The organism is Nioella sediminis (genome assembly GCF_001879695.1).
GTDB lineage: Bacteria > Pseudomonadota > Alphaproteobacteria > Rhodobacterales > Rhodobacteraceae > Nioella > Nioella sediminis.
This window is the reverse complement of sequence record NZ_MNBL01000016.1, coordinates 1-20,264: the sequence shown is the minus strand read 5'-3', so window position 1 is coordinate 20,264 and position 20,264 is coordinate 1. Positions and strand designations below refer to the sequence as shown.

Genomic DNA, 20,264 nt, shown 5'->3' with positions numbered 1-20,264 from the left:
TGGGGCGCTCGCGTCCGACAGTGGCCTCATACTGTTAAGGTTCGGTTTTTGTCCGTGCAGTTCAAGGCATTTCTCTTCAATTTTTCTTTGCGCCCCTGCCATTTTTCGTGATGTCGCCTAATCGGCTGGCAAATGGGTGCGAATGCGCGCCGCTCAGAATCGGTCCTTGCGGGCACGGATTTCGGTGAAGACGGCCACATCGTCGGCTGTCTCCAGTCCAAGCTGCGCGCGGATGGCAGGGTCATGTGCGCGCAGGAAGGGGTTGGTGTCGAGTTCTTCCTGCAGGGTGGAGGGCACCGTGGGCCGCCCTTCGGCGCGGGCGGTTTCGATGGCCTTGCTACGAGAGATAAGCGCCGGATTGCCGGGATCAATGGTCAGCGCGAATTTCGCGTTGCTGGCGGTGTATTCATGGCCGGAACAGACCAGCGTTTCCGGGGGCAGGGCGGCAAGGCGGGCAAGGCTTGCGTGCATCATCTCGGGGCTGCCCTCAAAGAGCCGCCCACAGCCAAGCGCCATCAGGCTGTCAGCGGTGAAGACGGCTTTGCTGGCCGGAAAATGAAACGCGATGTGGCCGACGGTGTGGCCGGAGACCTCGATCACCGTGCCGCTTTCGCTGCCAATGGCCACCGTGTCGCCGGGATTGATGGCGTGATCCAGCGGCGGCAGGCGGCCCGCGTCGGCGGCGTTGCCCCAGGTTTTCGCCCCCGTCGCCTCAACCAGCGGAGCGACCCCGTCGATATGGTCCCAGTGATGGTGAGTGATCAGGATGTCGGTCAGCGTCCAGCCGCGCGCGGCCAATTCCGCCTGGATGGGTTCCGGGTCGGGCACATCGACAACCGCCGTGGCCCCGGTCGCCGCGTCATGCAGCAGGAAGGCATAGTTGTCCGCAAGGCAGGGAACGGTGACGATCTGCAAGGGCATGGCAATTTCCTTCTTCCCGGTTAAGCTGCCCCCCGACCGTCGCCCAAACCCGAGGGGGTTGCAATGCATCTCGACGTGCTGGACCTGCGCCAGTTCTACTACCGGACCCGCCTAGGTCGCATCGCGCAGAAGGCGGTGCGCGATCAGGTCACGGCGTTCTGGCCAGAGGCGCGGGGGCAGACGGTGGTGGGATTCGGTTTCGCGGTGCCGCTGTTGCGCCCCTATCTGGGACAGGCGGAGCGGGTCATCGGCCTGATGCCGGGCGCGCAGGGGGTAATGCCCTGGCCTGCGGGGCAGGACAATGTCAGTGTCCTGTGCCATGAAACCCGCTGGCCGCTGCCTGCCGGGCTTGTCGACAGGCTTGTCTGCCTGCACGGGCTGGAGACCTCTCAGCATCCCGCGGCGGTGCTGGAGGAATGCCACCGCGTTCTGGCGCCGGGGGGCAAGGCGCTGTTCATTGTGCCCAACCGGGGCGGGTTGTGGGCGCGACGTGATGCAACGCCCTTCGGGTTCGGACGGCCCTATTCGCTCGGGCAACTGGAGGAGCAGATCCGCAATCACGGGTTCGAGCCAGAACGCCATCGCGCCGCCCTGTTCGCGCCGCCCAGTCACGGGCGATTCTGGCTGAAAAGCTCGGAGCTGGTCGAAAACATGGGTCGCAAGCTGTCGAATTACTACGCGGGCGGGGTCATCATGCTGGAGGCCAGCAAGCACACATTCGCCCCCACGCGACCGGGGTTGGCCGAGCGGGTGAAACGCCCCCTGCGCATCCTCGATTCTGCGCCCCAGCCTGCCCGCGTGAGGGATAATGACGCCGTGCAGGGGCTTGTTCATCTCTCACGGGACGGGTGAATCGAGGGCATACCGTGGTGTGCCAAGGCATACAGTTGCACCTGACTCGCGCCTTATCCACAGAAAAAGCTTGAAAATTCGTTAGCTTCAAAGCGTCGCAGGACAGCAAAATGCGTCAAAACCCCGGAAAAACAGGGGGTTCAGCGGATTCGTGCCAATTGCCGTGGCTGTTGCAGGCTGCAGAACCCTCTGATACATCCAGCGCGATTTCAGGTGGGCGGGGACAGATACCGCCTTTAGACAGAACCGCCGGGCACATCGCAGGATGTGGTCCCGGCCACTGTATCGGAAGGGTGGACGTGTCGGAAACAGCTTCGATCTCGACCGGCATTGCCTCGCGCTACGCGACGGCGGTGTTCGATCTTGCCACAGAGGATAAGGCGCTCGATGCGCTGGAGGCCGATCTGGCCACGCTGGAAGGCGCATTGGCCGACAGCGAAGACCTGCGGGATCTGATCGCGTCGCCGATCTATTCGCGCGAAGACATGCAGGCCGGTATTGCGGCCGTTGCCTCGGCCATGGGCCTGGGTGCAATCATGTCCAACACGCTGAAACTGATGGCCACCAAGCGCCGTCTGTTCGTGGTGCCGCAGATGGCCGCCGCGCTGCGTGGGATGATTGCGGATCACAAAGGCGAAGTGACCGCCGATGTCGTGTCGGCCAAGGCGCTGACCAAAACCCAGTCCGACAAGCTGGCAAAGGCCCTCAAGGCCGCCGTTGGCAAGGACGTGAAACTGAATGCGACCGTCGATGAATCCATCATTGGCGGTCTTGTCGTTAAGGTGGGCTCGAAGATGATCGACACGTCGATCCGCTCCAAGCTCAACACCCTCCAGAACACTATGAAAGAGGTCGGATAAATGACTATCCAAGCAGCCGAGATCTCTGCGATCCTCAAGGAGCAGATCAAGAGCTTTGGCCAGGAGGCCGAAGTCGCCGAGGTGGGCCGTGTGCTCTCCGTTGGTGACGGTATCGCCCGTGTTTACGGTCTGGACAATGTCCAGGCAGGTGAGATGGTCGAATTCCCCGGCGGCATCATGGGGATGGCGCTGAACCTCGAAGCCGACAACGTCGGTGTCGTGATCTTCGGTTCCGACCGGGACATTAAGGAAGGCGACACCGTCAAGCGCACCAACTCGATCGTGGACGTGCCCGCGGGCGACGGTCTGCTCGGTCGCGTTGTCGACGGTCTGGGCAACCCGATCGACGGCAAGGGCCCGATCGAAGCCGCCGAGCGTCGCATTGCAGACAGCAAGGCACCGGGCATCATCCCGCGTAAGTCGGTGCATGAACCGATGGCAACCGGCCTCAAGTCCGTTGACGCCATGATCCCGATCGGCCGTGGCCAGCGGGAACTGATCATCGGCGACCGTCAGACCGGTAAGACCGCCGTGGCGCTCGACGCGATCCTGAACCAGAAGTCTTACAACGACGCCGCCGGCGACGACGAGAGCAAGAAGCTCTACTGCGTCTACGTGGCCGTTGGCCAGAAGCGCTCGACCGTTGCGCAGCTGGTGAAGAAGCTGGAAGAAACCGGCGCGATCGACTACTCGATCGTCGTGGCCGCTACCGCATCCGACCCCGCGCCGATGCAGTTCCTGGCCCCCTACGCCGCAACTGCAATGGCGGAATACTTCCGCGACAATGGCCGCCACGCGCTGATCATCTATGATGACCTGTCCAAGCAGGCCGTGTCCTATCGTCAGATGTCGCTGCTGCTGCGCCGCCCGCCGGGCCGTGAAGCGTACCCCGGTGACGTTTTCTACCTCCACTCCCGCCTGCTGGAACGTTCGGCCAAGCTGAACGAAGACCACGGCGCTGGCTCGCTGACCGCTCTGCCGATCATCGAAACCCAGGGCGGCGACGTGTCGGCCTTTATTCCGACCAACGTGATCTCGATCACCGACGGCCAGATCTTCCTGGAAACCGAGCTGTTCTACCAGGGCATCCGCCCCGCCGTGAACACCGGTCTGTCGGTGTCTCGTGTGGGGTCCTCCGCCCAGACCAAGGCGATGTCCTCGGTTGCCGGTCCGGTGAAACTGTCGCTCGCCCAGTACCGCGAGATGGCCGCCTTCGCCCAGTTCGGCTCCGACCTCGACGCCGCAACTCAGCGCCTGCTGAACCGGGGTGCCCGTCTGACCGAGCTGATGAAGCAGCCGCAGTACTCGCCGCTGACCAACGCCGAGATCGTCTGCGTGATCTACGCCGGTACCAACGGCTACCTCGACAACGTGGCAATGTCCGACGTGGGTCGCTTCGAGGCCGGTCTGCTGGCACATCTGCGTGGCAAGAACCAGGATCTGCTGGACGACATCACCAACAATGACCGCAAGGTCAAAGGTGAGCTCGAAGACAAGGTCAAGGCAGCACTCGACGACTTCGCCGCCGATTTCGCATAAGGAGGTCAGGCAATGCCAAACCTCAAGGACCTAAAAAACAGGATCGAGTCGGTCAAATCGACCCGCAAGATCACCAAGGCGATGCAGATGGTCGCCGCCGCGAAACTGCGCCGCGCGCAGGATGCGGCGGAGGCCGGTCGCCCCTACGCCGAACGGATGAGCGCCGTCATGGGCGGCCTCGCCGCCTCGGTCGGCAACTCCGACGGTGCCCCGCGCCTTCTGGCGGGCACTGGATCCGACCAGACCCACCTTTTGGTGGTGCTGACGGCGGAACGGGGACTGTGTGGTGGCTTCAACTCGACGATCGTGCGCCTGGTGCGCAGCCGGATCGCCGATCTGCAGGCCCACGGCAAGACCGTCAAACTGCTGACCGTTGGCAAAAAGGGCCGCGAACAGCTGCGCCGCGATTACGCCGATCTGATGGTGGGTCACGTTGACCTGTCTGATGTGAAGCGCGTGGGCTATGCCAACGCCGCCGAGATCGCTGGTGACATCCTTGCGCGTTTCGACGCCGGAGAATTCGACGTCGCCTCGATCTACTTCAACACGTTCCAATCGGTGATCAGCCAGATCCCGACCGAAACCCAGATCATTCCGGCCAAGTTCGATGCGCCCGAGGCGGACGATGCCTCGACGCTCTACGACTATGAACCGTCGGAAGAGGCCATTCTGGAAGACCTGCTGCCGCGCGGTGTCGCAACGCAGATCTTCTCGGCCCTGCTGGAAAACGGGGCGTCCGAACAGGGCGCACGGATGTCGGCGATGGACAACGCAACGCGGAACGCTGGCGAGATGATCGACAAGCTGACGATCGAGTTCAACCGCTCGCGTCAGGCCGTCATCACCAACGAGCTGATCGAAATCATTTCGGGCGCCGAGGCGCTCTGACGAAATCTGGAGAAACGACATGGCACAAGCAGTCGGCAAAATCACGCAGGTCATCGGCGCTGTCGTTGACGTGCAGTTCGAGGATCATCTGCCCGAGATCCTGAACGCGCTGAACACCGAGAACAACGGCAAAGCCCTTGTTCTGGAAGTGGCACAGCACCTGGGCGAAAACACCGTGCGGACCATTGCTATGGACGCCACCGAAGGTCTGGTGCGCGGCGCGACCGTCACCGACACCGGCGCCCCCATCTCGGTTCCGGTTGGCAACGCCACCCTGGGCCGCATCCTGAACGTGATCGGCGAGCCGGTTGACGAAAAGGGCCCGGTGAACGCATCGGAAACCCGCGCCATCCACCAGCCCGCACCGGAATTTGAAGAGCAGTCCACTGCCTCCGAAATCCTCGTCACCGGCATCAAGGTGGTCGACCTTCTGGCCCCCTATTCCAAGGGTGGCAAGATCGGCCTCTTCGGCGGCGCCGGCGTGGGCAAGACCGTTCTCATCATGGAACTGATCAACAACATCGCAAAGGTGCACTCGGGCTTCTCCGTGTTCGCCGGTGTTGGGGAACGGACCCGTGAAGGCAACGACCTCTACCACGAGATGATCGAATCCAACGTGATCAAGCCCGACAACCTGGAAGAATCCCAGGTGGCGCTTGTTTACGGTCAGATGAACGAGCCTCCGGGGGCCCGTGCCCGCGTTGCGCTGACCGGCCTGACCCTGGCCGAGCAGTTCCGCGACCAGTCCGGGACCGACGTTCTGTTCTTCGTCGACAACATCTTCCGCTTCACGCAGGCCGGTTCCGAGGTGTCCGCACTTCTCGGCCGTATCCCCTCTGCTGTGGGCTACCAGCCGACGCTGGCCACCGACATGGGCGCGATGCAGGAACGCATTACCTCGACCAAGTCCGGCTCGATCACCTCGATCCAGGCCGTCTACGTTCCCGCGGACGACCTTACCGACCCGGCACCCGCCACCACCTTCGCCCACCTCGACGCAACCACCGTTCTGTCGCGCGCGATCTCGGAACTGGGTATCTACCCGGCCGTGGACCCGCTCGACTCCTCCTCGCGTATCCTCGATCCGCAGGTTGTCGGTGAAGAGCACTACCAGGTTGCCCGTGACGTTCAGGGTATCCTTCAGCGCTACAAGTCGCTGCAGGACATCATCGCCATTCTCGGCATGGACGAACTCAGCGAAGAGGACAAGCTGACCGTGGCCCGCGCCCGGAAGATCCAGCGTTTCCTCTCGCAGCCCTTCGACGTGGCGAAAGTGTTCACCGGTTCTGACGGTGTGCAGGTTCCGCTGGAAGACACCATTGCCTCGTTCAAGGCGGTTGTGGCCGGCGAATACGACCACCTGCCCGAAGCGGCCTTCTACATGGTTGGCGGCATCGACGAAGTGATCGCAAAAGCCGAGCGCCTGGCCGCAGAAGCAGCCTAAGGAGTAACCGATGGCCGATATGATGCAGTTCGACCTTGTGTCGCCGGAAAAGAGGCTGGCCTCTTTCGAAGCGTCCTCGGTCCAGATTCCGGGTGCCGACGGCGACCTGACGGCGATGCCGGGGCACAGCCCCGTCATCACCACCCTGCGTCCGGGCGTGGTCCGGGTGCAGTCGGCCGACGGCGATAAAAGCTATGTCGTGACCTCCGGCTTTGTCGAGGTCACCGCAGGCTCCGTCTCGGTGATTGCCGAGCGCGCCCATGCTGGGGACGAGGTTCGCAAGGACGATCTCTCCGATCTTCTGGAAGAGGCCCGTGCAAAGGCCGCTTCCGCCGAAGCCGACCAGAAAGACGGGGCCGAGAAATTCGTCGCCGATCTGGTCCAGCTTCTGGAAGACATGGACTAAGCCCGCTGCCCGGCGGCAAGACAAACAGAAACGCCCCGCGCCGGACTGGTTGCGGGGCGCTTTCTTTTAACCGATTTGTGAACGGCTTTTTTCCTACTACTGCCGTATTCATCCTCCAAAACGCAGGTCGGCCATAGCGATTGAGCAGATGAAAAAGATCAGAAACAACCTCGTTGGCGTCGATCAGGGCAGTCATGTGCTGTTCGAGGATTACGATGTCGGCGGTGAAATGTGGACCGGTTCAGGCAACCGGGAGGTCTGGCATCCCGTGCGCTTTGCGCAGCCGTTCAAGACGCCGCCCGCGGTGCATGTCTCTGTCACCATGTGGGACATGTCGACCGAGGCCAATCAGCGCGCCGATATCCGCGCCGCCAATATCCGCAGCGACGGGTTCGAGCTGGTCTTTACCACCTGGGAAGACACCAAGATCGCCCGTATCCGCGCCGATTGGATGGCCATCGGTGAACTGCCCTACGAGGACGACTGGGATCTTTACTGATCCGGTTCGTCTGGGACGGTGATGGCGGTCGTCTTGGCCTTGTGCTCCGGCTCCACATGGATGGTGATATTGGCATCGGGCACCGCCGCCCTCAGCGCGGCCTCGACCCGGTCGCAGATCTCATGCGAGTTTGTCACCGTCGTTTCCCCCGGCATCACCAGATGAAAGTCGATGAACGTCACCCTGCCCGCGTGCCGCGTGCGCAGGTCATGGGCCTGTACCGCGCCCGTGGCGTGCGAGGCGATGACATCGCGGATCACCTGTAGGGTCTCTTCCGGCACCGCCTCATCCAAGAGCCCGTTGAGCGAATCCTTGATCACCTTGGACCCGGACCAGAGGATATTCACCGCCACAATCGCCGCCATGATCGGATCGAGCAGCCAGAACCCGGTGGCCCAGGCCAGCAGGATGCCCGCAGCAACGCCCGCAGATGTCACCACATCCGCCAGCAGGTGCTTGCCGTCCGCCACAAGGGCAGGGGACCGTTCGCGCCGTCCCCAGGTCAGCAGAACCCAGCACCAGACGCCGTTCAGCCCCGTCGCCAGCCCGTTGATCAGCAGCCCCGCCAGCGGGGCGTCAATGGCACGGGGGGCAAGGATGCCCTCATAGGCTTCGCGCAGGATCAGCAGGGCCGCGATGACGATCATCACGCCTTCCAGCACCGCACTGAAGAACTCTGCCTTGTGATGGCCATAGGGGTGGTTGGTGTCAGCGGGCAGGGCCGCAACCCGCACCGCGATCAGCGCCGCAAGGGCGGTGACCACATTGACCGTGCTTTCCAGCGCGTCCGACAGCAGCGCCACCGACCCGGTGATCCAATAGGCCAGCCCTTTCAGGGCCAGCACCACGAAGCCCAAGATCAGGCTGCCAATGGCGAGTTTGATGGTCGTCGACATGGGCCATGCCCCCCCGACTAGGCATTTGAAACGTCAGGCCAGATCTGTGCCGAAGCCGATATCCGCGAGGTCAGCCGCGCGAATACATGCCCTCGTAGATCGGTGCGAGCGTCTCGTCCTGGAATAACGAAGACACGGACGTGCCCGACCAGGTGTTCAGGATGGCCTGCGCGAACATCGGGGCGGTCGGCACGATGCGGATATTGGGCGCGGATTTGGTGGCCTCTGTCGCCTCGATGGAATCCGTCACGACCAGCGATTTCATCACCGATTTGCTGACCCGCTCGATCGCGGGGCCGGATAGGACACCATGGGTGATATAGGAATGCACTTCCTTCGCGCCATGTTCCATCAGCACCTCGGCGGCTTTGCACAGCGTCCCGGCGGTGTCGCAGATATCGTCCACGATGATGCATTTCTTGCCGGTCACGTCGCCGATCACGGTCATTTCCGCCACTTCGCCCGGCTTCTCGCGGCGCTTGTCGACGATGGACAGTGGCGCATTGATCCGCTTGGCCAGTTCGCGGGCCCGCGCCACGCCGCCCACATCGGGCGAGATCACCATGATATCCTCCATCTGTCCCTTGAAGTGGTGCAGAATATCCAGCGCGAAAATCGGCGCGGCATAGAGGTTGTCGACGGGAATATCGAAAAAGCCCTGGATCTGGGTGGCGTGCAAATCGAGCGTGAGGATGCGTTCGATCCCCGCACCGACCAGCATATTGGCCACCAGCTTGGCGCTGATCGGCGTGCGGGCCTTGGTACGGCGGTCCTGCCTTGCATAACCGAAATAGGGGATCACGGCGGTGATGCGGCTGGCCGAGGACCGGCGCAGCGCATCGGCCATGATCAGCAGTTCCATCAGGTTGTCATTGGCCGGGTTCGAGGTGCTCTGGATGATGAACATATCCTCTCCGCGCACGTTCTCGAACACTTCGACGAAGATCTCGCCATCGTTGAACCGTTCGACGCGGGCATCGACCAGACCCACGGACATGCCGCGATGAAGCGACATCCGGCGGGCGATGGCCTGGGCCAGAGGGCGGTTGGAATTGCCGGAAATGAGCTTGGGATCGGATGCGGACATGGCAGCTGTCTCTCGGTGTGCTTATGTAACAGGGCGTTGACACCCCCTAGCATCCGGCTACCAATCGCGAAAGACCAAAGGAAGACGCAGCATGGCTAACATCGACTACTATTTCTCCACCCTTTCGCCCTTCACTTACCTCGCCGGGACACGGTTGGAGGAAATTGCTGCGAAACACGGGGCTTCGATCACCTACAAGCCGATGGATATCGCCACGCTCTTCACCCGCACCGGCGGCGTGGCGCTACCCGACCGGCACCCGGCGCGCAAGGCCTACCGGTTGCAGGAATTGCGGCGAGGCGCGAAGAAAACGGGGCTGGAGATCAACGAACAGCCCTTCTTCTTCCCCACCAACCCCGCGCCGTCCTCCTACGCCATCATCTCGGCGCAGAAGGCGGGGGGCGGCAATCTGGGCGGGCTGGTGCATGGCATTCTCGCGGCAGTGTGGGCGGGCAACAAGGACATCGCCGATAACGAGGTAATCCGCGCGGTTCTGTCGGAAAACGGGTTTGATCCGGACCTGGCGGATAAGGGCATGCTGACGGCCGCCGAGGAATATGCCCGCAATCTGGAAGACGCGGTGTCAGTCAATGTCTTCGGCTCCCCCTTCTACATCGTGGACGGGACCGAGTGCTTCTGGGGCCATGACCGGCTGGACGATCTGGACGCGCATCTCGCGGGCAAATTGTGAGCGGGTTTGCCCGAACATGGGGGGACGGCCCGCGCGAGGTTCTGGCGCTGCACTGTTCGCTGGCCCATTCCGGTGCGTGGGAGGGCATGGTTCGGGCGCTCGGGCCGGGGCTGCGCGTCACCGCCCCGGATATTCTCGGCCATGGGAAGGCCCCCGATATCGACCCGTCGCGCGACCTGCATGACCAATGCCATGAGGCCGTGCTGCCGCATCTGCCGGAGGGGCGCTTCGATGCCGTGGGGCACAGTTTTGGCGCGACGCTGGCGCTGAGGCTGGCCGAGGAGATGCCGGATCGCATCCGCAGCCTGACGCTGATCGAACCCGTGCTCTTTGCGGCGGCGAAAGGCAGCGGGGAATTCCGCCCCTACCGCGAAACCATTTCGCACTACGATTGGCTGCTGGCGGCAGGGACGCGTGAGGCAGCGGCACGGGAGTTTCTGCGACTATGGGGAGCAGCGGGTGGGCTTGATGATATGCCAGAGGGCCAGCAGCGCTACATGATCGACCGTATCCATTTCATCAAGGCGTCGGATGATGCCCTGTTTCATGACAGCGCCGATCTGGTCTCGCGACTGGCACAGGTCCGGGCTCCGACCTTGCTTATGCAGGGGGGGGAATGCCTGCCGATTACCGCCGCCGTCCTCGACCGGATGGAGCAGGACATCCCAGACACCACTCGCGTCAGTGTCCCCGGCGCGGGCCATATGGTGCCCATCACCCATCCGGTGCCGGTGGCCGGGGCGATTGCCGATCTTTTCGCGCGGTCGGGATAGGGCGCGGGAAGGCGCTTCGAAGCGCCTTGGCAAGAGTTTTCGAAAACTCTTGGCCCGCGCCTCTGGCAACGCAATCACGGAACACGCGGCTGTCCCGCGTTGTGAGGGTCAGCCGCGAAAGAGGGCCAGCAGACGTTCCACCGTCTCGCGCTCGCAGGACCAGTCGCAGACGAAACGGCAGCGGATCGGCTCGTCCTCTGGCCCCTCCAGCGAGGCATTGAAGGGGAAGAGATAGTATTTCGCCCCCGCCGCCATCGCACGTTTATGGGCGCCGCGCGGGATATGGGCGAAGATCATGTTGCCGGCCGGTTCCGCCTCCAGCGAGGCGCCGGGCAGGGTCTTTATCCCCTCCGCGAGCTGCGCTGCCGCCGCATTGGCCTGCTCGGCCAGCCGCAGCCACAGCCCGTCGGTCACGTAGGCGTCCATCTGGGCAGACAGGAACCGGTGCTTGGAGAAGAGATGCGCGCCCCGCTTGCGGCGCAATTCCAGCTCCCACGCCTGCGCGGGGTCGAAGAACACAACCGCCTCCACCCCCATGCAGCCGTTCTTGGTGCCGCCGAAGCTGACCGCATCGACACCGGCTTTCCACGTCATTTCGGCGGGCGTGCAGCCAAGCGCCGCGCAGGCATTGGCGAAGCGCGCGCCGTCGAGATGCACCTTCAGCCCGTAGGATTTCGCCACATCCGTCACGGCGCGGATTTCATCGAGCGAATACGCCGTGCCGATCTCGGTGATGTTTGTGATCGAGACCGGGCCACGCTGAACCCCATGCACGCCCTTGTCGCCCGTCGCCCTGATCGTGGCATCGAGCCGCGCCGGGTCCATCTTGCCATCGGGCCCGTCCACCAGCACCAGCTTGGCGCCATTGGTGTAGAATTCGGGCGCGCCGCATTCATCCTCTTCGGCATGGGCGATGCGATGCACGAAGACCCCGTCCCAAGGGTTGGCCACCGTCGCCAGCGCCAGCGCATTGGCCGCCGTGCCGGTTGCCACAAGATGCACAGATGCCTCGGGTGCTTCGAAGAGATCGCGGATCTTTTGCGTCACACCCGGCATGATGTCGTCATTGCCATAGGGCATCTGGTAGCCCGCATTTGCGCGCATCACCGCATCCATGATTTCGGGCGCGGCGGGGCCGGTGTTGTCGGAGGCAAAGATCATGTGCCGGGCTCCTCGATGATGTAGTCTTCCCACTCTTCTTCCGGCACCTCGAATTCGGGCACCGTCAGCCCGCGCATCGACACGCCGGCGGAATGGACGCTTTCGGGGTCACCAGACACCAGAGGGTGCCAGTGGTAAAGGGGCTTGCCCTCGTGGCGCAGCCGGTAGGCGCAGGTTTCTGGCATGAAATAGGCGACGTCGCCCATGGTCTCGGGCGTCAGCTGGATGCATTCGGGGACCAGCGTCTTGCGGATCTCGTACTGACCACAGCGGCAGGTGTCGTCGTCCAGCAGGCGGCAGGCGACGCGGGTCAGGGCGACCTCGCCGCTGTCTTCATCTTCCAGCTTGTTCAGGCAGCACTTCCCGCAACCGTCGCAAAGCGCCTCCCATTCCGCAGGCGTCAGCTTTGCCAGGGGCAGGGTCCAGAACTCGCGCCGCAAACGGCTCATTCCAGCGCCTTCAGGATCGCGCGGGCCGTGTCGCTGTCGGCATCCATCTGGGTGATCAGCGCGTCGAGCCCGTCGAATTTCAGCTCGGGCCGCAGATAGTCGACCAGCGCTATGGACAGGTCCGTGCCGTAGAGATCGCCTTTGAAATCAAACAGAAAGGTCTCAAGGTTCGGCACATCGCCGTTGAACATGGGCCTCACCCCAAGCGAGGCAACGCCGTGGTAATGGCCCGCATGGGGGCCATCGAGCACATCGACCAGCACCGCGTAGACCCCAAGTTTCGGCAGGTGCAACCCGTCGAGATTCATGTTGGCCGTGGGATAGCCCAGTTGCCGGCCCCGCTTTTCGCCATGCACGATCTGGCCCTCTATCCGGTGCCAATGCCCAAGCATCGCGGCGGCATCACGGGGACGGCCATCGGACAGCGCGTTGCGGATATTGGTGGAACTGATGGCCCCGAGATCGCCATGCAGGATCGGGACGATATCGACGTCGAACCCGAAGCGTCTGCCGAACTCGGTCAGCATCTCGGTGGTGCCGACACGGCCCTTGCCGAAGCAGAAATCGGCCCCCACGATGACGCGTTTCAGGCCCAGACCCTCGGCCAGAACATCGCGGGCGAATTCTTCGGCGGTCAGGTGGGAGAGGGCGGTGTTGAAGGGCAGCTCGTAGAGAATATCGACGCCGAGCTTTTCCAGCCGGTGCGCCTTGGCCTCGGCATTCATCAGCCGGAAGGGCGGGGCATCGGGGGCGAAGAACTGGCGCGGATGCGGTTCGAAGGTCAGGATGCCAAGCGGCAGACCCTCGACGCGGGCCCGGTCGATCACATGCTGGTGGCCCAGGTGAACGCCGTCGAAATTGCCGATGGCGGCAGAGGCACCGCGGTCTTCGGGCAGGGCATATTGATGGTCGCGCAGTATTCTCATGGCACCGGCTTAGCGGGCCTGATGGGCGAGGGCAAGCGGGGGCTGACCGGGAATTGCCTTGCTGGTCATGGGTCGCCCTTCCGCGCCGCCATGCAGGCCGGTTTCGCCGCCTTCGGCGTCGATCCGCGGGGGGCTAGCCCCCCGGACCCCCCAAGGTATTTTGGCCAAGATGAAAGGGTTAGTCGAACTTGCGGGACGGGGCGAGCACCATGGCCTCTCCCTTGAGAACCGGCTTGCCGCCGATGGTGCATTGGGTCTTCAGCGTCACGCGGCGCTTGGCGATGTCCATGTCCATCACCTCAACCTCGGCGCGGACCCAGTCGCCGGGGCGCACGGGGGCGAGGAATTTCAGGCTCTGGCCCAGATAGACCGTGCCATGGCCGGGCAGTTGTTCGCCGATCACGGCAGAGATCAGCCCGGCGGTCAGCATGCCGTGCGCGATGCGGCCTTCAAAGATCGTGTCCTGGGCATAGTCGTCATCCAGATGCACCGGATTGCGGTCGGTGGAGACCTCGGCAAAGAGCTCGATATCGCGGTCGGTCACCTGTTTCATAAGGTGTCGGGTCATGCCGATCTCGATATCTTCGATACAGATCGTTCCACGGGGGAAGTTGTCGAGCATATCTGGAACCTCACGAGTCATCTTGACCCGTCTCATAGCGGAAACCGGCGAATGCTGCAATGCAGAAGTAACAATGTTCTGCAATTAGCCCCTTATGTCGCAACTATGTTGCTTGATGCCTAGCGCAGAAAGCCGATGGACCAGGTGGCCTCGACCTGCGCAGCGGTCAGCGCCTGGTCCAGTTTTTCCGGATCTGGCTGGTCGGTGGTGCCAGTATCCTCGCGGCTGAGGCCGCCGGAAATGAACAGGGAATCAATGGGTTCGCCCTGTGCCCCCAGGATATCGGTCTTCAGCCCGTCGCCTACGGCAAGGATGCGCTCGGGCGGGCAATCGACCCCCGCCTGTGCCAGCCGCATGCGCGCCAGTTCGTAAATCGGCGCGTGGGGCTTGCCGAAATAGAGGCTCTCTCCGCCCATCTCGGTATAGAGCTGCGCCAGCGCGCCCGCGCACCATTCGCGGGTCTCTCCACGATCGACGACGATATCGGGATTCGCGCAGAGGAGTTTGAGGTTTTTCTGTTTTGCATACAGGAACTTAGGGCGCATCACCTCAGGGTCGGCAGAGGGGTCTTCTGGGCCGGTGCAGACGATGCCTTCGGCCTCTTCCAGCGGCACCTGGGTGATTTCGACCGCGTCGCTGACGACCTCCATGGGCGCGAAAAAGCTCTGGTCGTGGGGCTGGCCGATGAACCAGACCTTGCGGCCCACCAGACCGCGCAGCATGGCCGCGCGGGCGCTGTCGCCGGAACTGGCGATCGCATCCCAGCAATCGCGCGGAACGCCGATCTTTTCCAATTGTTTCTCGACACTTGCACGCGGGCGGGGGGAGTTCGTCAGAAGCAGGACATAGCCGCCCTTGGCCTTGAAGGCGCGCAGCGCCTCGACCGCCTCGGCAAAGGGGGTGTAGCCATTGTGCAGGCAGCCCCAGAGGTCGCAATAGAGCACGTCGTAGCGGTCGGAAATCTCGGATAGCGAGCGGATGATGGTGGTCATTTTTGCCGGGCTCCTTCTGGGTCGGTGCCTGATTACGGGAGCAGTCCGTGGAAGGGAAGGGGCGGCGAAATCGGGGGGTGCCGGGCGTGCACCGGGCGTACACCCCCTGTACACCCCCGTTCAGACATGAAGCTGTTTTCGCAAGGTGGCGGCTTAGCGGAACACGCAGACCGTGCCGGACCAGATATGGCTGACGATGCCTTCCCTGTCGGACAGGAGGCCGGAGATCTCACCGGCCTGGAATTCCCATCCGAGCGTGGATTCCATGACCTCCAGCGTTGCGAAACCGCCAAGTCCGGCCAGCGGCGTGCCAAGGCCGACCCCCGATTGCGTGGTCAGGGTCGAGCCGGGGCGCAGCATCCAGCCCGCCAATCGGTCCTCTTGATAGACCAGGTCGATCTGGCGGGTGAAGCTGGCGACGACAACGGGGCCTGCGGGGCAGTCTTCCGGCAGGTAGACCGAAAAATCATGGCCCATGATCATGGTCAGGGTCCGCAGGCTTTCATGAAAGGGCGTGCCGAAGGGCAGGGTGGCAGTTGCGGTCGCATCGGCGGATGACAGGCCAAGCCCTCCCTGGCCGATGGTCACGATATCGCCGGGGGCCGGGCTGTAGCTGTCGGCCAGCACGGGCGTGGCCAGCAGAAGGGTGAAGACAGCGGGCAGGATGGGTCGCATGAGGCACCTCTGGTTGGGCGCCTTCATTTTCTGCCGGGGACACAGACGCAACAAGGGGCAGCCAATGGCCGCCCCTTGCGTAAGCTGAAACTGGCCGATCCGGGATCAGAGCGCCAGGTTCGGGATGATCTGCTTTTTGCGGCTGACGACGCCGGGCAGGACCACGGTGTCGGCATCGCCCACGACGGTGGCGAAGCTCTTCTCGGCCACGGTCTTCACCAGATCGTTGGGAACCAGCAGGGTGGATTCCTCGTTCAGGATATCGACCACGAACAGAAGCACCTGATCGACGCCGTCTTCTTCGGCCACTTGCGGCATGGTGGCGACAAGGCTGTCTTTGCGGGACAGGACGGTGCCGGGCGAGGTGGTTTCCAGAACCGAGACGCGGAACTTGGTGCCCGCGACCTCATAGGCCTTGGAGTCCATGCGCAGCAGTTCGGCGTCCGAGAAGGCGGAGACGTCGGATTTGGCGGCGAACATCTCGGCGGCATAGGCGGCTGTGTCGATGCCCAGATCGGCGGCCAGCGCCTCGACCACTTCACGGTCGCGGTCGGTGGTGGTGGGGCTGCGGAATTCCAGCGTGTCGGAAAGGATGCAAGAGAGCATCGCGCCCTTGATCGCCTCGGGCATCTTGGCGGCGTCGTCCCCCATCAGGTCATGCATAATGGTGGCGGTGCAGGCCACGGGGCGAATGGTGATGTCGATCGGGCCCTTGGTCTCAATCCCGCCGACCAGCTTGTGGTGGTCGATGATCGCCTGAATATCGGCGTCATTGATGGCGTCGGGCAGTTCGGCGGGGTTGTTGGTGTCGACGATGACAACCGGTGCGCCCGCATCGACGGCGTCGATGATGCGCGGCTTGGGCAGGTCCCATTTCTGCAGCACGAAAGCCGCTTCGGTGTTGGGCTCGCCCAGAAGGACGGCTTCGGCGTCGGTGCCTTTCACTTCGTTCAGATACCAGGCCCAGATGATGGGGGAGCCGGTGGAATCGGTGTCGGGGGATTTGTGGCCGAATACGAGCGTGGTCATGGGATGGGGTCCGTTCATCTTGAGTTTGCGCGCGTCATACAGAAGCGGCGCCGGATTGTCAGGTGGAAGTTGTGCCGCAGGACCGGGGTGGTCAGCGGGAAGGCGCGGCGCGGTCCTTCAGCCGATTGGCGATCCGGGCGGCGAGGCGTTTGAGGCCGATACCGGTGCGGAACTCGAACTCCTCGTAATGGATGTCACGGGCGCTGATGCCGTGGCGGGCAAGGCCCGATTGCAGCGCCCGGCGCAGCCCGGCGGGGCCGCAGAACCAGAGCTTCAGCGGCCCATTGGCGGTGGCTGCGATCCGGTCGGCGGTCAGCCGGTCGCCCGTGTCGGAAGCGAGGATATGGAGCGTCAGGTTATCCACGCGGTTGGCGGCGGCCTCGACCCGCTCGATCTGGGGTGCCTCGTCTCGGGACCGGACGCACCAGAAAAGCGTCACCGGGGCGGGCAGCGTGTCGGGCAGTGCCTCGGCCCAGGCCAGGAAGGGGGTGATCCCGATGCCGCCGGCGACCCAGATTTCAGCGGCGTTGGCCCATGTCCGTCGCTGGAACCGCCCGAACGGCCCCTGAACGCGCAACGGGGTGCCCGGCGTCAGGTCGCGGCCAAGACGATGGGTGAAATCGCCAAGCGCCTTGACGGTGATCTGGAGCGTGCCGTCCACCGCCGGAGGGGCCGAGAGGGAAAACGGGTGCGGTTCCGTCAGGCCGCGCGATCCGAAGGTGAAGACGGCGAACTGGCCGGGGGCAAAGCGCAGCGGGCGGCTGGTCGGGGTCATGGTGATCTCGGTCGCGCCGCCGGTCTTGCGGAGACTGCTGACCTGATAGCCGGTCGACCGGCGCAGGGCAGGGGGCAGCAGCGTGACCGCATAGGCCAGCACGCCCAGACCGCAGATCGCACCGACATAGAGCCCGAGCGCGGAGCCATTGGCGAAGGGCTTGAGGATGAACAGGTAGTGGATGGCCCCGGCGATGAAGAAGCCGCCCATGGCCTTATGGGTCCAGCGCCACAGGTGGTACGGGATGAAGGTTGCGATGGAAATCACCACCAGAACCAGCAGCCCGTAAAGGCTCAGCTCCCCAAGGGTTTCGGCGATTTCGGTCAGGGCAGTTTCCCGGCCGATCCCGTCCATATCGGCGTCAATCGTATCATGCAGCAGGATCGCGGTCATCGCGACGATGCCGGACCATTTGTGCAGCACATAGACCTTGTCCATCGGCCCCATCAGCGCCTCGATGCCGGGCGCGCGCGTTGCCATGATCTGCGCCCAGGCCATCAGGATCAGCGCCAGCGTGCCAAGATACTGGCTGAACAGCGCCACGGGGTCGGCAATATCGGGCAGCGTGGCGAAGAGATAGGCGGGGATCAGGCAGGAGAGGACAATGATGACTAGCCCGGTGGCGCGCATTGCTGTGGCCCTTGTGTTGAGCGGATCGGATTGGAGCGACGGGCTAGCGGGCCGGGAGCGTTTTGTCAGGTCGGTATGCAACCTTGACGCGACTCGATCAGGGGGTGGTGCCCGAATGCCACGATCCGGGCGCGCTATCGGGTTACGGGGCTGCGTGCGGATGCGATGTTATTCGGCGGCGATCTGTCCCTCGTCGCCAAGGGCAGAAACCACGCGGTTGCGGCCCTGGTCCTTGGCCCGGTAGAGCGCGAGATCCGCGTGTTTCAGCATATCGGCCACGTGATCGCCGCAGGCCGGGTAGCTGGTCACGCCCGCCGAGGCGGTGATGCGGGGCAGCTTGCCATCGCCATAGGCCAGTTCCAACTCGCTTAGCGCAATGCGGAAGCGCTCCGCGATCTCCAGCGCGGCGGCGTGATCGAGGCTGGGCAGCAGCGCCACGAATTCCTCGCCGCCAAGGCGACATGGGGCGAGCGGCGGGGTAAACACCTCTCGCATCAGGGCGCCGACCTCTCGCAGCACGATATCGCCCGCGTCATGGCCGTGATGATCGTTGAATTTCTTGAAGTGGTCCACGTCGAGCGAAATGAGCGACAACGCGCTGCCCTGCCGCCGGGCGCGGCCAATCTCCTTATGGGCGGCATCGAGGAACCAGCGGCGGTTCCACAGGCTGGTCAGCGGGTCGCGCACGGATTGATCCATCAACTCCTGCCTCAGCTGCACATTGGCTACCGCAAGGCTGATCTGCTCGGCGCAGAGCAGGCCCAGTTCCCAGCGCTGTTGCAGGAAGGTTTCCACCATCTCGCGCGACATGATCGACCTGTCAAAGGCGGAAAAGGCCAGGTGCAGCAGGCCGATGGTTTCGCCATGGGCGATGATCGGCAGACAGAAATAGGGGGTATCTTCACCCTCGACATGGGTGCAGGGAAATTCGATGGCGCGGGTGCCATAGGAATAGGCCCGACCGCGGCGCAGGGCCCAGCAATCCTCGGCATCTATGTGTTTGTGAGGCTCGTGATCGCCCCAGCAGGTTTCCAGATCCAGCGTGTCGCGGGAATTGGAGTAGATATAAAGCTGCCCCTCTGATTCCGGGATCAGGGTATACATGGATTTCTGCACGACCTTCAGCAGCTCCTCCAGCGATTTGGCGGAATAGAGCCATTCGCTGACCTGAGAGAGCAGCTTGCGTTCATGCTGGCGCTGTTCTTCGTTGGCCATCACCTCGCGCGTCTTTTCCTCCATCTTGCGGCGCTTGGAGATGTCGCGGTTGATCGACATGTGATGGGTGTGATTGCCGTTCTCGTCGAAAATGGGCGTCAGGGTCTTGTCGACCCAGATCGGGTCGCCACTGGCGGAATAGTGCAGGATATCGACCGTCAGGGTTTCGCGCCCTTCAATGGCGCGCAGGACCTTGTCGCGCGCGGCGGGGTCCGTATCGGGGCCGTCCAGCAAGCCGCGCGCAGGCTGGCCGATGATGTTTTCCAGCCGGTGGCCGAACATCCGTTCGAATCCGGTATTCACCCAGACGATGTCATTGGCCAGATCGGTCACCAGCACCGCGTCGAGAATATGGCGCAGCGTCAGTTCCGCATAGCGGCGGTGGTCCTCGGACCGGTCCGGTTTGTCGTCTTGGGTCTGTGTCACATGCATGTCCTGCGGGATGCGAGTATCGCGCCCGACGCTATGGCCAAAGCGTGAAGAAAGTCCTGACAGCCCCGGCTTTTCCGAGTGCATTTTAGGCAATTCGCGGATCAGGCGGCGGTCAGGCCCGTCGCTTCCGGGTCTTGTCGGCCTCGGACCCGCGCCCCAGCAGATGATCGCGATATCGTTGCAGATGCTTGCGCAGCAGCAATGGGCGGGCCCGTTCCGTCATCGGGCGGCTGGACGGGTGGCGCAGCAGCAGGCGCAGCACCGGGTCGGCTCGCAGGGCCTGGGCCCCGGTGAAGACGCTTTCGGTCCAGACCCCTTCGGCACAGATCAGCTGATGCCGGTCGAACAGCAGGTGGAAATAGGTCAGCCCCCGAATGGGGCAGGGCGCATGGCTGGCCTTGCCCAGTTCCTCGACGATGTGACGGGCGCGGATCAGCACCTCGCCCTTGCCGCTGGGCCGCGGATCATGGGCCAGGAACGCATGTTGACGCGACACGAGAAG

22 protein-coding genes are annotated in these 20,264 nt (G+C 63.4%); 9 read left to right on the top strand and 13 right to left on the bottom strand.

Annotated elements, in window-relative coordinates:
- Positions 1 to 153: 153 nt before the first annotated feature.
- The gene (gene gloB, locus BKY26_RS01480) at positions 154 to 921 is read right to left on the bottom strand and encodes a hydroxyacylglutathione hydrolase (RefSeq protein ID WP_193600169.1); all 768 of its coding nucleotides are present in this window, start codon (positions 919 to 921) and stop codon (positions 154 to 156) included.
- A gap of 63 nt (positions 922 to 984) precedes the next feature.
- On the opposite strand from gloB, the gene BKY26_RS01475 reads away from it, so the two are divergent.
- The 7 genes from BKY26_RS01475 (at position 985) to BKY26_RS01445 (ending at position 7,409) form a co-directional block, all read left to right on the top strand.
- Positions 985 to 1,773 (top strand): class I SAM-dependent methyltransferase, encoded by a 789-nt coding sequence (locus BKY26_RS01475; protein ID WP_071688628.1) that lies wholly within the window; start codon positions 985 to 987, stop codon positions 1,771 to 1,773.
- Positions 1,774 to 2,072: 299 nt separating this feature from the next.
- Positions 2,073 to 2,633, top strand: a complete 561-nt coding sequence (locus BKY26_RS01470; RefSeq protein ID WP_071688685.1) for a F0F1 ATP synthase subunit delta — start codon at positions 2,073 to 2,075, stop codon at positions 2,631 to 2,633.
- Positions 2,634 to 4,172, top strand: coding sequence for a F0F1 ATP synthase subunit alpha (gene atpA / locus BKY26_RS01465; RefSeq protein WP_071688627.1), 1,539 nt, complete (start codon positions 2,634 to 2,636; stop codon positions 4,170 to 4,172). It abuts the gene before it with no gap.
- 12 nt (positions 4,173 to 4,184) lie between these two features.
- Complete coding sequence (locus tag BKY26_RS01460) at positions 4,185 to 5,060, top strand: F0F1 ATP synthase subunit gamma (protein WP_071688626.1); 876 nt, start codon at positions 4,185 to 4,187, stop codon at positions 5,058 to 5,060.
- Positions 5,061 to 5,079: 19 nt separating this feature from the next.
- The gene (atpD, locus tag BKY26_RS01455; RefSeq protein WP_071688625.1) at positions 5,080 to 6,504 is read left to right on the top strand and encodes a F0F1 ATP synthase subunit beta; all 1,425 of its coding nucleotides are present in this window, start codon (positions 5,080 to 5,082) and stop codon (positions 6,502 to 6,504) included.
- A gap of 10 nt (positions 6,505 to 6,514) precedes the next feature.
- Positions 6,515 to 6,910: a F0F1 ATP synthase subunit epsilon gene (locus tag BKY26_RS01450; RefSeq protein ID WP_071688624.1), complete on the top strand. Its 396-nt coding sequence runs from the start codon at positions 6,515 to 6,517 to the stop codon at positions 6,908 to 6,910.
- 148 nt (positions 6,911 to 7,058) lie between these two features.
- On the top strand, positions 7,059 to 7,409 hold the full coding sequence (locus BKY26_RS01445; RefSeq protein ID WP_071688623.1) for an H-type lectin domain-containing protein: 351 nt from the start codon (positions 7,059 to 7,061) through the stop codon (positions 7,407 to 7,409).
- Here the strand turns inward: BKY26_RS01445 and BKY26_RS01440 are convergent.
- Positions 7,403 to 8,305 (bottom strand): cation diffusion facilitator family transporter, encoded by a 903-nt coding sequence (locus BKY26_RS01440; protein WP_071688622.1) that lies wholly within the window; start codon positions 8,303 to 8,305, stop codon positions 7,403 to 7,405. The genes BKY26_RS01445 and BKY26_RS01440 overlap by 7 nt on opposite strands.
- A 70-nt stretch (positions 8,306 to 8,375) precedes the next feature.
- The gene (locus BKY26_RS01435; RefSeq protein ID WP_071688621.1) at positions 8,376 to 9,392 is read right to left on the bottom strand and encodes a ribose-phosphate pyrophosphokinase; all 1,017 of its coding nucleotides are present in this window, start codon (positions 9,390 to 9,392) and stop codon (positions 8,376 to 8,378) included.
- A 91-nt stretch (positions 9,393 to 9,483) separates the two neighbouring features.
- On the opposite strand from BKY26_RS01435, the gene BKY26_RS01430 reads away from it, so the two are divergent.
- Together BKY26_RS01430 and BKY26_RS01425 are read left to right on the top strand one after the other, a co-directional pair.
- On the top strand, positions 9,484 to 10,083 hold the full coding sequence (locus BKY26_RS01430; protein ID WP_071688620.1) for a 2-hydroxychromene-2-carboxylate isomerase: 600 nt from the start codon (positions 9,484 to 9,486) through the stop codon (positions 10,081 to 10,083).
- Positions 10,080 to 10,856 (top strand): alpha/beta fold hydrolase, encoded by a 777-nt coding sequence (locus BKY26_RS01425; RefSeq protein ID WP_071688619.1) that lies wholly within the window; start codon positions 10,080 to 10,082, stop codon positions 10,854 to 10,856. The genes BKY26_RS01430 and BKY26_RS01425 overlap by 4 nt, the downstream gene beginning before the upstream one ends.
- A gap of 108 nt (positions 10,857 to 10,964) precedes the next feature.
- On the opposite strand, the gene BKY26_RS01420 is transcribed toward BKY26_RS01425, so the two are convergent.
- The 10 genes from BKY26_RS01420 to BKY26_RS01375 all read right to left on the bottom strand — a co-directional run.
- A complete protein-coding gene (locus tag BKY26_RS01420) occupies positions 10,965 to 12,017 on the bottom strand; it encodes a threonine aldolase family protein (protein WP_071688618.1) in 1,053 nt (350 codons plus the stop codon).
- Positions 12,014 to 12,466 carry a YcgN family cysteine cluster protein gene (locus BKY26_RS01415; protein ID WP_071688617.1) on the bottom strand — a complete coding sequence of 151 codons (453 nt, stop codon included), beginning with the start codon at positions 12,464 to 12,466 and terminating at the stop codon, positions 12,014 to 12,016. The genes BKY26_RS01420 and BKY26_RS01415 overlap by 4 nt, the downstream gene beginning before the upstream one ends.
- Positions 12,463 to 13,392, bottom strand: a complete 930-nt coding sequence (locus BKY26_RS01410; RefSeq protein WP_071688616.1) for a bifunctional riboflavin kinase/FAD synthetase — start codon at positions 13,390 to 13,392, stop codon at positions 12,463 to 12,465. The genes BKY26_RS01415 and BKY26_RS01410 overlap by 4 nt, the downstream gene beginning before the upstream one ends.
- Positions 13,393 to 13,570: 178 nt before the next feature.
- A complete protein-coding gene (locus tag BKY26_RS01405) occupies positions 13,571 to 14,014 on the bottom strand; it encodes a MaoC family dehydratase (protein ID WP_071688615.1) in 444 nt (147 codons plus the stop codon).
- Between the two features lie 119 nt (positions 14,015 to 14,133).
- A complete protein-coding gene (locus tag BKY26_RS01400; RefSeq protein WP_071688614.1) occupies positions 14,134 to 15,006 on the bottom strand; it encodes a TIGR01459 family HAD-type hydrolase in 873 nt (290 codons plus the stop codon).
- A 153-nt stretch (positions 15,007 to 15,159) separates the two neighbouring features.
- Positions 15,160 to 15,681, bottom strand: coding sequence for a hypothetical protein (locus BKY26_RS01395; RefSeq protein ID WP_071688613.1), 522 nt, complete (start codon positions 15,679 to 15,681; stop codon positions 15,160 to 15,162).
- Positions 15,682 to 15,786: 105 nt separating this feature from the next.
- On the bottom strand, positions 15,787 to 16,710 hold the full coding sequence (locus BKY26_RS01390) for a manganese-dependent inorganic pyrophosphatase (protein ID WP_071688612.1): 924 nt from the start codon (positions 16,708 to 16,710) through the stop codon (positions 15,787 to 15,789).
- 91 nt (positions 16,711 to 16,801) lie between these two features.
- Positions 16,802 to 18,115, bottom strand: a complete 1,314-nt coding sequence (locus tag BKY26_RS01385) for a ferredoxin reductase family protein (protein ID WP_071688611.1) — start codon at positions 18,113 to 18,115, stop codon at positions 16,802 to 16,804.
- A gap of 168 nt (positions 18,116 to 18,283) precedes the next feature.
- Positions 18,284 to 19,756, bottom strand: coding sequence for a bifunctional diguanylate cyclase/phosphodiesterase (locus BKY26_RS01380; RefSeq protein WP_158514289.1), 1,473 nt, complete (start codon positions 19,754 to 19,756; stop codon positions 18,284 to 18,286).
- Positions 19,757 to 19,874: 118 nt separating this feature from the next.
- The coding region (locus BKY26_RS01375; protein WP_193600168.1) for a Hint domain-containing protein at positions 19,875 to 20,264 on the bottom strand (390 nt) is incomplete at its 5' end.

Excerpts from the sequence above, each read along its gene's own strand:
- BKY26_RS01450 (WP_071688624.1), top strand. The coding sequence starts at position 6,515 with ATGGCCGATATGATGCAGTTCGACCTTGTGTCGCCGGAAAAGAGGCTG.
- gloB (WP_193600169.1), bottom strand. The coding sequence starts at position 921 with ATGCCCTTGCAGATCGTCACCGTTCCCTGCCTTGCGGACAACTATGCC.
- BKY26_RS01475 (WP_071688628.1), top strand. The coding sequence starts at position 985 with ATGCATCTCGACGTGCTGGACCTGCGCCAGTTCTACTACCGGACCCGC.
- BKY26_RS01415 (WP_071688617.1), bottom strand. The coding sequence starts at position 12,466 with ATGAGCCGTTTGCGGCGCGAGTTCTGGACCCTGCCCCTGGCAAAGCTG.
- BKY26_RS01390 (WP_071688612.1), bottom strand. The coding sequence starts at position 16,710 with ATGACCACGCTCGTATTCGGCCACAAATCCCCCGACACCGATTCCACC.
- BKY26_RS01430 (WP_071688620.1), top strand. The coding sequence starts at position 9,484 with ATGGCTAACATCGACTACTATTTCTCCACCCTTTCGCCCTTCACTTAC.
- BKY26_RS01400 (WP_071688614.1), bottom strand. The coding sequence starts at position 15,006 with ATGACCACCATCATCCGCTCGCTATCCGAGATTTCCGACCGCTACGAC.
- BKY26_RS01445 (WP_071688623.1), top strand. The coding sequence starts at position 7,059 with ATGAAAAAGATCAGAAACAACCTCGTTGGCGTCGATCAGGGCAGTCAT.
- BKY26_RS01405 (WP_071688615.1), bottom strand. The coding sequence starts at position 14,014 with ATGCTCGACAACTTCCCCCGTGGAACGATCTGTATCGAAGATATCGAG.
- atpA (WP_071688627.1), top strand. The coding sequence starts at position 2,634 with ATGACTATCCAAGCAGCCGAGATCTCTGCGATCCTCAAGGAGCAGATC.
- atpD (WP_071688625.1), top strand. The coding sequence starts at position 5,080 with ATGGCACAAGCAGTCGGCAAAATCACGCAGGTCATCGGCGCTGTCGTT.
- BKY26_RS01385 (WP_071688611.1), bottom strand. The coding sequence starts at position 18,115 with ATGCGCGCCACCGGGCTAGTCATCATTGTCCTCTCCTGCCTGATCCCC.
- BKY26_RS01410 (WP_071688616.1), bottom strand. The coding sequence starts at position 13,392 with ATGAGAATACTGCGCGACCATCAATATGCCCTGCCCGAAGACCGCGGT.
- BKY26_RS01395 (WP_071688613.1), bottom strand. The coding sequence starts at position 15,681 with ATGCGACCCATCCTGCCCGCTGTCTTCACCCTTCTGCTGGCCACGCCC.
- BKY26_RS01435 (WP_071688621.1), bottom strand. The coding sequence starts at position 9,392 with ATGTCCGCATCCGATCCCAAGCTCATTTCCGGCAATTCCAACCGCCCT.
- BKY26_RS01460 (WP_071688626.1), top strand. The coding sequence starts at position 4,185 with ATGCCAAACCTCAAGGACCTAAAAAACAGGATCGAGTCGGTCAAATCG.
- BKY26_RS01420 (WP_071688618.1), bottom strand. The coding sequence starts at position 12,017 with ATGATCTTTGCCTCCGACAACACCGGCCCCGCCGCGCCCGAAATCATG.
- BKY26_RS01440 (WP_071688622.1), bottom strand. The coding sequence starts at position 8,305 with ATGTCGACGACCATCAAACTCGCCATTGGCAGCCTGATCTTGGGCTTC.